Genomic DNA, 10,397 nt, shown 5'->3' on the forward strand with positions numbered 1-10,397 from the left:
GATGGGAGAAAACGTCAACTGGATCAGATACGCTGATGTTCAACCTGCAACGAGTGACGAAGTTCAACGTGCTGAAGCCCTTCTTGGAGTAGAGTTTCCGCACTCCGTATCAGAGCTTCTGATGAAGCATCAGGGCATGAAGGTCGACCCGAGTATCGTGACTACCAGGCGAGGTCGACGCGTGTCAGTCGGCAGCTTGGTTTACGTATCCTCGCCGAACGAAAGCGATGCTCAACTCACACTTCAAGCATGGGTCGAGACGATGAGACGTGGCGGATATCCGAGGCTTGTGATCCCCATCTTCGACACGGGAACACAGTCTCACGTTGCACTAGACTACAGGGACGATCCATCCTCTCCGACGATCGCCTATGTATACCCGGATGGAGACGCAGTCGAGACCGGATACTGGCGCATCGAACAGGTTGCCGAATCATTCGATCAACTAATGGACAACCTCGACTACGATCGATAGGTTGAGGTGGCAGCAACGCGCACATGAGGCGTCACTCTAAGGCAACGTGAACGGGTGTACCTCACAGTATGACCCCGAATCTGACCCATGAGTGGCACGCTGACCATCGCAGTTCATGCGCTACGAGCGCTGCGAGCGGGCGCGCATTGAGAACTGAATAGGGCGAGCGAACTGGGCTAAAGCGCGGGACGCTGGCGGCGCGTACACGCAGGCACCTGCGACCAGGAGTCTGACCCAGCTCGAGCGAGCGGCTGGTGGGCGTCGTGGACTACGCGGAGCGCACGCTGCGCGTGGAGTGGGACCGCGAGGGGCTGCTGCGCTCTGTGGTGTGGCTGACGCCCGAGGGACAGCGGCAGCTGCTGGTGTACGAGTACGACCGCTACGGGTTCTTGCTGGGCGGCAAGGACGCTTACGGCAAGGCGTTTGCGTTCAGCTACGACGACGCCGGCTACATGACCCGTAAGGTCAACCGGCGCGGGCACGCCTTCGAGTACGCGTACGACGGCGCCGGGCGTTGCACGCGGGCGCGCGGCGAGCACGGCGAGGTGGCGCTGCTGCTGACGTACCTGCCCACGAAGCAGTGCACGCTGGTGACGCACGAAGAGAACGGCGCGCAGTGGTGGTACCGGTACGAGCCCACGGGGACGCTGCTGGAGATTGAAGACCCGTACGGCGGCATCCGGTCGTTCCAGCTCGACGAGCGCGGGCAGCCTGTGGCGGAAGTGGACGCGACCGGACAGGTGTACCCGTACGTGCGCGACGCGGCGGGTGCGGTGCTCGGCAAGCGCGACCCCACGGGGCACGTGCGCCCGCTGGACGCGGCCCCGCACGAAGTGGCTGCGGCGCTCGAGTACGAAGGCCCCGAGGTGGCGCTCGAGTGGGAGCACGGCCGGCTGGTGCCGTTGGGCTTCGACGTGCCGTGGTCGGGCTCATTGCCGCCGCAGGTGCCGGCCGCGGCGCGGGCCGCGCTGGCGGGGGCGGAGGTGGCGGGGGTCGAGCGGGAACATCGCGACGCGTTCGACACGCTGGTGCGCGTCGAGAAGTCGATGGGCGGCGAGGTGCTGCGGCGCACGTACCGCTACGACGGCACCGGGAACCTCGAGCGCTACACGGACTTCGACGGGGGCACGTGGGAGTACGTGTTCCGGGAGTGGACGGCGTGTGTGGAGGCGCACGACCCGCTGGGCGGGGTGACGCGCTTCGAGCGCAGCGGCTGGAACGACCTGCTGGGCGTGGTGGACCCCGGCGGCACCGAGAGCCGCTACGAGTACGACCTGAAGCGGCGGCTGGTGACGGTGCAGCGCCACGACAAGGTGCGCGAGCGCTACACGTACGACGCGGTGGACCGGCTGAGCGCGAAGCTGCGCGGGGACGGCACACCGCTCGTGCAGTACACGCACGGGCCGGGCGCGCTGCTGCAGAAGCGCGCGACGTGCGACGGGCAAGAAGAGACGTTCGAGCACGACGCGCGGGGGTACAAGACGCTGGCCGCGAACGCAGCGGGGGAGTGCCGCTTCGAGCACACGGCGGCGGGCCGTCGCAAGGCGGACCTGCGCGACGACGAGGGCGTGCGTGTGCGCTTCGCGGGCGAGCGCGTGCTGGGCATCCAGACGCTGGGCGTGGGGGTGCAGTACCACTACCCGAGCGGCGACACCGTGCTGGTGGTGGACCCGACCGACCGGGTGCACCGCGTGCAGCGGCTGGGCGCGGGCATCGTGCAGCGGGACCTCGCGAGCGGCGTGACGGAGGTCTCGCAGCACGACGGGCGCGGGCACTGCCTGAGCAAGACGCGCTTCCGCGGTGGGGCGGACCGCGTGGAGCGCCCGTGGACGCGCCGCTTCTGGCGCTCGGGTGAAGGGGACCTCCGAGCGCGGGAGGATTCGCTGCGCGGGACCACGCGCTACGCGTACGACGCCGCGCACCGGCTCGCGACGGTCACGCACGCGGACGGACGGCAAGAGGCGTACACGCACGACGCGGCCGGCAACCTGCGCGCAAAGCCGGGCCTGCGCGACGCGCACGTGGGCGGGCGCGACGACGGGCTGGTGCAGCTGGACCGCGGCAACCGGCTGTACCGCGCGAACGGCGACCGGTTCGAGTACGACGAGCGGGACCACGTCCAGTCTCGGTCGGGAACGTGGGGCAAGCTGGTCTACGAGCACGACGCGCTCGACCGCTTGCGGCGCATCTCGTTCGCGGCGGCCGAAGCGGGCGAGGCCTACCCGCCGGGACACCCTGCGTACGGGCTGGAGATACACCGCTACGGCGCGCCTGAGACGGTGTGGGAAGCGGACTACGACGCGCTCGGCCGGCGCACCGAGGTGCGCGCCTATGGACGCGACGCGGACGGCGCGCGGGTGTGCGAGCGCAGCCGGTTCTGGTGGTACGGGGACAGGCTGGCCGCGGAGGAAGGTCCGACGGGGTCACTGCGTGTGTATGTCTACATCGACGAGCGCGCGCTGGTGCCGTTCATGGCGGTGGACTACGCGTCGCGCGAAGAAGCCACCGAGCGCCCAGAGGATGGCGAGCGCTACTACTACTTCACCGACCACCGGGGCTGCCCCGAGCGCGTGGAGGACGACGATGGCGAGGTCGTGTGGGAAGCCACCGTGCATCCGTACGGCGAGTGCGAAGTGCACGTCGGCGCGGACTTCCACCAGCCGCTGCGCTTCCCTGGGCACTACCACGACGCGACCACCGGCCTGCACTGCAACCGGTTTCGGTACTACTCGCCCGAGCTCGGGAGGTATCTCGAGAGCGACCCCATCGGCATCCAGGGCGGGCTCAACCTCTACGGCTACTGCGCCGACGGGAACCCGCTGCGGGATGTCGACTTGCGCGGGCTCAGTGGTTGCCCGGACGATTGTCCTCCCCAGGCCACTCCGGAGGGGGGCGCGGACAGCGAGGGAACGGGTGCGGACCAGACAGCGACATCCAGCGATGTTCCCCCGTCGAGGCGAAGTCTCGATGACATGGGCGAGGCCGAACTCCAAGAGCACTGCCGAGCTCGGGCCGACGAATTACGAGCAGAAATCGAACGTCAATACGACGCTCGAACTGCGAACAATTGCACTGTTTGCGTCGCTGTCGTCGAGCCATCCAATGGTGGACGACGGCGAGTGGTCGTGACGACAAGTCGCGACGACGGACGACTTCCCCCGCGTGCACGTGGCGCCCTCCAAGACGGTGAATCGAACCCACCAACGCGCCCGGCGCTTCGCGAGCGCCAGGGGCAGCTAGTTGAAGTAGACCCCGACACAAACGATACCATTGGGGGATACACGCGTGGAAACGCAAACAACGACTACAGCGGAGACACTCGGCACCATGGCGAGCAGCGCGCCCTCTACGGCGGTGCTATGAGCGAGGGAGAGCGCGTCGTTGCTGCATCGCACAGCAACTTGGGCGGATGCTGCCCAGGCTGCCGTCGCGCGATGGGAAGCGATGCAGATGTCATTGATCCGGCGCGCCGCTAGTAACCAGGAGAAGAACGAACATGGATCAAGTCAACCCGACCGCCCGATTGACGCCGCGCAATGAGTTGGCGTACTTGGTATGTGCGGTAGAGCACGTCCTCATAGCCGCGGACGCCGTCGAGAGTGTTCCCCGCGAACTTAGGTTGGGTCTGTTTCAGCAGACGATGCAGCTGGCTAGAACGTTCATCGAGCAAGACGTCTGGAATGACGACGAGGCACAACGCCTGACAAACTCTCTCAACGAAGCGTGGGAGAACATACGCGCGCAAGCTACGTCTTCACTGCTTCATCTCGTCTCGGCAATGTCCATTCTCCTGGAACGTAATGGAGGGCGCCATCCGCGGTCTCGCAACGTTCTGAATCATCTGGAGGCCTACGTAGAGTTGGTCGACCCGGACGACGAGGGCGCCGGTGAGGAGGGGGAATGGCAAGAACGGGTCCTTGCTCTATTTATTCAGGAGACGCCCGGAACAGGTGTGGTGAACGCCGAGTCAATGGTGCGTGAGAAGCTTCCATGGATGGATCGCTATGCGGACGACTATTCACGCTAGAGCAGTGCCGACGCAGACACTTCTGGGTGCTCATCGACCCTGGACGACACGTCCTGTTCGAGTACACGAGGAACCACACCAACGACACCGTCGACTCGCTTCTCGCGGGCTATGAGGGCCATCTCGTCGCCGACGCGCACGTGGTCTACGACCACCTCTACGACCGAGGTGATGTCGTCGAGGTGAACTGTTGGGCGCACAGCCGGCGATACTTCTTCAAGGCGATGGCGTCGGACCCGGAGCGCGCGGGCGAAGCACTGCGCATGCAGGGGCTGCTGTTCAAGATCGAGCGCAGCATCAAGGACGCCCCGCGCAAGAAGCGTGAGGCCATCCGCGCGAAACACTCCGCACCCGTCGTCGAGCGCTTCTTCTCCTGGTGTGACGCCGAGTGGGAGCGTGCGCTCGAAGACACGCCGATGTACGCCGCCCTGCGCTACGCCCGCAACCGACGCCGCGCACGTGAACGCCTCCTTCACCTCCCTGACCGCGAGCTGTCGCATGGTCGGCGTCGAGCCGTGGGAATACCTGCGCGACCTCTTCTGCCTGCTCCCCAGCTGGCCCGCGCACCACGTGCTGGACCTGGCGCCCGTGCACTGGGCGATGACCCGCCAGCGCGAAGATGTCGCCGCGCTCCTCGCGGCAGATCCGTACCGCGCCGCTACCCTCTGACCGACCGGTCGGCCCCGACGGGTCACGAGCGGTCCGTCAAGGACCCACGGCGGGACGATCACGCGAATCGTACGAAGGAAATCCCTGGTAAGAAATGGCATCTCTCCAAGAAATTCAGGCATTTGCACTTTCAACACTCGATACAATGACGAATGGGCGTATCGACGTACACATTCGCCAACGAATGTGGGCGTCTCTCGGACCCGTCACGGATGAGAAGCGTCTCAAGACGGCTGCGGACATGACGCTCGGCCACCGTGCCAGAGCGTGGCTGATGTGCGAGTGTCTCCGCAGCGCTATTCCGGAATGGGATTCGGACAAGGCGCGAGCGAACGGCGAGGTCCTTCTGGATCCTCGGGACGAGCCCGCATCAGCCATACGCTACATCGAAGAATGGATGGCGGGTCGCATGCTTCGCGAAGACTTCGTTCGACACGTGGAACGATTCCAAGACCTCAGCTTCTATCTCTTTGAACTCCATGAGAAATATCCGAATGCCGAGCTTATCGCTCACGCGAGCCGCAGCGCTCTATGGGTTGCAGCTTGGGATCAGGCGTCCGACTACGAAGATGAGTATCGCGAAGAGGACAACGAGGTGTTTCCAGCCGACTTCATGATTGCGTGGTTGAGAGCGGGAACCGCACCCTGGGATCCAGATCTTGGAGCAGCCGCACGGCGTCGAGCGTACTGGAGATGGTACATCGAAGACGCGTTTGCCCAGGCATGGTCCATCGCGTACCCGAACGGATGACGTCCGGACGCAAAACGTCACGCGAAGGCTTGACGGGTTGCTTGCCAAACTGGACGTGCATTGACAACCGAGTAGATCGGGTAGGACACCGAGACGCGCATGGTGGTGGGCGGGCAGCACGCCGGGCGTACGGACGCGCGATAGCCGGCGGCTGCGAGCCGGCGTCCGAACAGCCGGGCGCCTCTAGGCCGACCTCCGAAGCAGTGCACGCTGGTGACGCACGAAGAGAACGGCGCGCAGTGGTGGTACCGGTACGAGCCCACGGGGACGCTGCTGGAGATTGAAGACCCGTACGGCGGCATCCGCTCGTTCCAGCTCGACGAGCGCGGGCAGCCGATCGCGGAAGTGGACGCGACCGGGCAGGTGTACCCGTACGTGCGCGACGCTGCGGGTGCGGTGCTCGGCAAGCGCGACCCCACGGGGCACGTGCGCCCGCTGGACGCGGCCCCGCACGAAGTGGCTGCGGCGCTCGAGTACGAAGGCCCCGAGGTGGCGCTCGAGTGGGAGCACGGCCGGCTGGTGCCGTTGGGCTTCGACGTGCCGTGGTCGGGCTCGTTGCCGCCGCAGGTGCCGGCCGCGGCGCGGGCCGCGCTGGCGGGGGCGGAGGTGGCGGGGGTCGAGCGGGAAGAGCGCGACGCGTTCGACACGCTGGTGCGCGTGGAGAAGTCGATGGGCGGCGAGGTGCTGCGGCGCACGTACCGCTACGACGGCACCGGGAACCTCGAGCGCTACACGGACTTCGACGGAGGCACGTGGGAGTACGTGTTTCGGGAGTGGACGGCGTGTGTCGAGGCGCACGACCCGCTGGGCGGGGTGACGCGCTTCGAGCGCAGCGGGTGGAACGACCTGCTGGGCGTGGTGGACCCCGGCGGCACCGAGAGCCGCTACGAGTACGACCTGAAGCGGCGGCTGGTGACGGTGCAGCGCCACGACAGGGTACGCGAACGCTACACGTACGACGCGGTGGACCGGCTGAGCGCGAAGCTGCGCGGGGACGGCACGCCGCTGGTGCAGTACACGCACGGTCCGGGCGCGCTGCTGCAGAAGCGCACCACGTGCGACGGGCAGCAAGAGACGTTCGAGCACGACGCGCGGGGGTACAAGACGCTGGCCGCGAACGCAGCCGGCGAGTGCCGCTTCGAGCACACGGCGGCCGGCCGTCGCAAGGCGGACCTGCGCGACGACGAGGGCGTGCGCGTGCGCTTCGCGGGCGACCGCGTGCTGGGCATCCAGACGCTGGGCGTGGGGGTGCAGTACCACTACCCGAGCGGCGACACCGTGCTGGTGGTGGACCCGACGGACCGGGTGCACCGGGTGCAGCGGCTGGGCGCGGGCATCGTGCAGCGGGACCTCGCGAGCGGCGTGACGGAGGTCTCGCAGCACGACGGGCGCGGGCACTGCCTGAGCAAGACGCGCTTCCGCGGTGGGGCGGACCGCGGGGAGCGCCCGTGGACGCGGCGCTTCTGGCGCTCGGGTGAAGGGGACCTCCGGGCGCGGGAGGACTCGCTGCGCGGGACCACGCGCTACGCGTATGACGCCGCGCACCGGCTCGCGACGGTCACGCACGCGGACGGCCGGCAAGACGCGTACACGCACGACGCGGCCGGCAACCTCCGCCAGAAGCCTGGGCTGCGCGACGCGCACGTGGGCGGGCGCGACGACGGGCTGGTGCAGCTGGACCGCGGCAACCGGCTGTACCGCGCGAACGGGGACCGGTTCGAGTACGACGAGCGGGACCACGTCCGGTCGCGGTCGGGAGCGTGGGGCAAGCTGGTCTACGAGCACGACGCGCTCGACCGCTTGCGGCGCATCTCGTTTGCGGCGGCGGAAGCGGGCGAGGCGTACCCGCCCGGGCACCCTGCGTACGGGCTGGAGATACACCGCTACGGCGCGCCGGAGACGGTGTGGGAAGCGGACTACGACGCGCTCGGCCGGCGCACCGAGGTGCGCGCCTACGGTGTGGGCGCGGATGGCCAGCGCGTGTGCGAACGCAGCCGGTTCTGGTGGTACGGGGACAGGCTGGCCGCGGAGGAGGGCCCCACCGGGTCCCTGCGCGTGTACGTGTACATCGACGAGCGCGCGTTGGTGCCGTTCATGGCGGTGGACTACGCGTCCCGCGAAGAAGCCACCGAGCGCCCGGAGGATGGCGACCGCTACTACTACTTCACCGACCACCGGGGCTGCCCCGAGCGCGTGGAGGACGACGATGGCGAGGTCGTCTGGGAGGCGACCGTGCATCCGTACGGCGAGTGCGAAGTGCACGTCGGCGCGGACTTCCATCAGCCGCTGCGCTTCCCCGGGCACTACCACGACGCAACCACGGGTCTGCACTGCAACCGGTTCCGGTACTACTCCCCCGAACTCGGTCGGTACCTCGAGAGCGACCCTGTCGGCATCACGGGCGGACTCAACCTGTACGGCTACTGCGCCGACGGGAACCCACTGCGGGACGTGGACCTCCGTGGGCTCAACAAGCCCTGTCCTGGGAACTGCCCGCAGCAGGCCCCGCCTGAGCAGGGGGCTGGCCGGGAGGGGACTGATCAAGCTAGCAACACGGAGAGAGAGCATGGTCCCGAAGAAGTTAGTGTTGAGACGCTTCAGCGGGCTAGAGAGTTGCAGGCCGAATCGGAGCGGCTACAGAGGGAGATGCCCGAGCGGTTTGATCCCGATAGCCGCACAGTCGCGACCGACGGCATTACCGTAATGAACGGCCAAGCCCGTGATCAACCGCCAGGTTTCACTGGTCGAGAGGGTCCGCTTACGGGTCAGGCCATGGTGGACTATACGAGGTCCATGGGCGAGCCGACACCGGGTCACTTCGCTGACGGCGAGGTGCCGGGCCAGACCAACGCGTCCCACGCAGAACGGCTCGTTGCGCGTCACCACTCAGCCGAGGCGTCAGCCGGCGGCACACCCACCATCGAGAGACCAATTGGCGTATCACGCGACACGTGCGGCGACTGCCGATCCTGGCTACGCACCGAAGCGCAGCACAGCGGCTCGACGCATGTGGTCGCAGACCCATCATTCACTCGTGTCTTCCACCCAGACGGCACCGTAGATGTCTATGACCCGTCGGGCAGCCGCGTCACCCGCATTGGCCCAGATGATGCTACGTCTCAGCGTTCAACACGGAGAAACTACGCAGGAATCCCATGGTAGACCAACATCATGCAACACTTGAAGCTGCGGTCCTACGCGCAAACCGAAACCTTGCGAATTTCGGTCCCCACTTGTCCCTGGAGCACCGTCAAGAACTCTGGGACTCTCTCGGTCCACGGAATGACGCTGCCAAGAACGGCGAGGTCACGCCGGCCCACCGCGGCCGAACTCACCTGATGCGGCTCTGCGTCGAACGCGTGATCCCCATCTGGGAGCAGGCTGAGGACCGTGGGGCCGAGCTTCTAGCTCCAGCCGATCGGCCACAGGCAATGCTCGAGGAGGCAGCTCGCCGTCTCTCAGGTGAGGACTCGTGGGAACACACGTCGACATCAATTCGACGTTTTTCGAGCCTCGTGAACTATCTATACGAGCTTGACGAGATCGACACTCGCCTTCATTTCATTGTACGCGCTGCGATGAGCGCCGTATCTATCGCGCTTCGCGATATCGCGGACTACCCACATGGATGGAGCGAGCTCGCGAACGAGTCGTTCGTAGCTGACGCTCTAGCATCCTGGGCATGGTGCGGTGCCACACCGTGGGCACGAGGCCTCTCGGAGGATTCCGAGCGACGAAGGCGCGAGTTCTGGCAGTGGTATGTTGATGAAGCCTTTCCCCTCGCTTGGAACGAGGCTCGAGGCTGAACGTTACAGGGCTAGCGCATGGGACCTCCCTACCCGACGCGCGCCGAGCGCGAAGCGGTGGCTGAAGTGAGATCGAGACGAGTTCGGCAGAAGGGCCACCCTTCTGAGGCGGGCGGGATAGTTCGTTGCGGCGTCCCCGTCGCAGTCTAGTCTCCGCAGCACGAGCCCGGTTGAAGTGGACGCCCTCGACGCATGCTCGACGGAAAGCCGCGCTGAGTCGCCCGGGGAGGTCCATCTCGCGCCGAAAGAAGACCACATCGCTTGCGCGTCGGCCGAGGGCTGCGTGGGGGATCAAGACGTCGTGGTCCTCGACAGTGCGCCGCGTCACAACCTACCCCCGCTCCAACCGCGCAAGTGCGCGCACAGCATGAATCAACGGGGTTCCTGATTCGGCGAGCAGTGTGGACGGCGACCGCTCAGCCGTCGACGGCCTCCCTTCTCGAGGTCGTGCGGCCATGTCCGTCGCAGCCTCCGCAGCTGGCACGAGCCTGGTTGAACTGAACGCGCTCGACACATGCTCGACAGCGAGCCGCGCCGAGTCGCTCGGGGAGGTCCACCTCGCGCCGGAAGAAGACCTCATCGGGTGTGCGCCCGCCGAGAGCGGCGCGGGGGACCAAGGTGTTGTGGTCCTCGACAAAGGTCGCGACGAGCGCTTGCAGCGCAGCGACG

At 66.6% G+C, this 10,397-nt stretch carries 7 protein-coding genes; all 7 read left to right on the top strand.

Annotated elements, in window-relative coordinates; all coding sequences use genetic code 11:
* Nucleotide 1: 1 nt before the first annotated feature.
* The 7 genes from H6726_29885 (at nucleotide 2) to H6726_29915 (ending at nucleotide 9,728) form a co-directional block, all read left to right on the top strand.
* Nucleotides 2–475: an SMI1/KNR4 family protein gene (locus H6726_29885; protein ID MCB9661888.1), complete on the top strand. Its 474-nt coding sequence runs from the start codon at nucleotides 2–4 to the stop codon at nucleotides 473–475.
* Between the two features lie 263 nt (nucleotides 476–738).
* Nucleotides 739–3,951: an RHS domain-containing protein gene (locus H6726_29890; GenBank protein ID MCB9661889.1), complete on the top strand. Its 3,213-nt coding sequence runs from the start codon at nucleotides 739–741 to the stop codon at nucleotides 3,949–3,951.
* A 20-nt stretch (nucleotides 3,952–3,971) separates the two neighbouring features.
* A complete protein-coding gene (locus H6726_29895; protein MCB9661890.1) occupies nucleotides 3,972–4,502 on the top strand; it encodes a hypothetical protein in 531 nt (176 codons plus the stop codon).
* Between the two features lie 26 nt (nucleotides 4,503–4,528).
* Complete coding sequence (locus H6726_29900) at nucleotides 4,529–5,320, top strand: transposase (protein ID MCB9661891.1); 792 nt, start codon at nucleotides 4,529–4,531, stop codon at nucleotides 5,318–5,320.
* Complete coding sequence (locus H6726_29905) at nucleotides 5,266–5,922, top strand: hypothetical protein (protein MCB9661892.1); 657 nt, start codon at nucleotides 5,266–5,268, stop codon at nucleotides 5,920–5,922. Before H6726_29900 ends, H6726_29905 begins: the two co-directional genes overlap by 55 nt.
* A 213-nt stretch (nucleotides 5,923–6,135) precedes the next feature.
* Nucleotides 6,136–9,084: an RHS domain-containing protein gene (locus tag H6726_29910; protein ID MCB9661893.1), complete on the top strand. Its 2,949-nt coding sequence runs from the start codon at nucleotides 6,136–6,138 to the stop codon at nucleotides 9,082–9,084.
* Nucleotides 9,085–9,155: 71 nt separating this feature from the next.
* Entirely contained in the window at nucleotides 9,156–9,728 is a 573-nt protein-coding gene (locus H6726_29915) for a hypothetical protein (GenBank protein MCB9661894.1), read from the top strand.
* Nucleotides 9,729–10,397: the final 669 nt, after the last annotated feature.

It is taken from the genome of Sandaracinaceae bacterium, from assembly GCA_020633055.1.
Classification (GTDB): Bacteria; Myxococcota_A; Polyangia; order Polyangiales; family Houyiibacteriaceae; genus JADJJE01.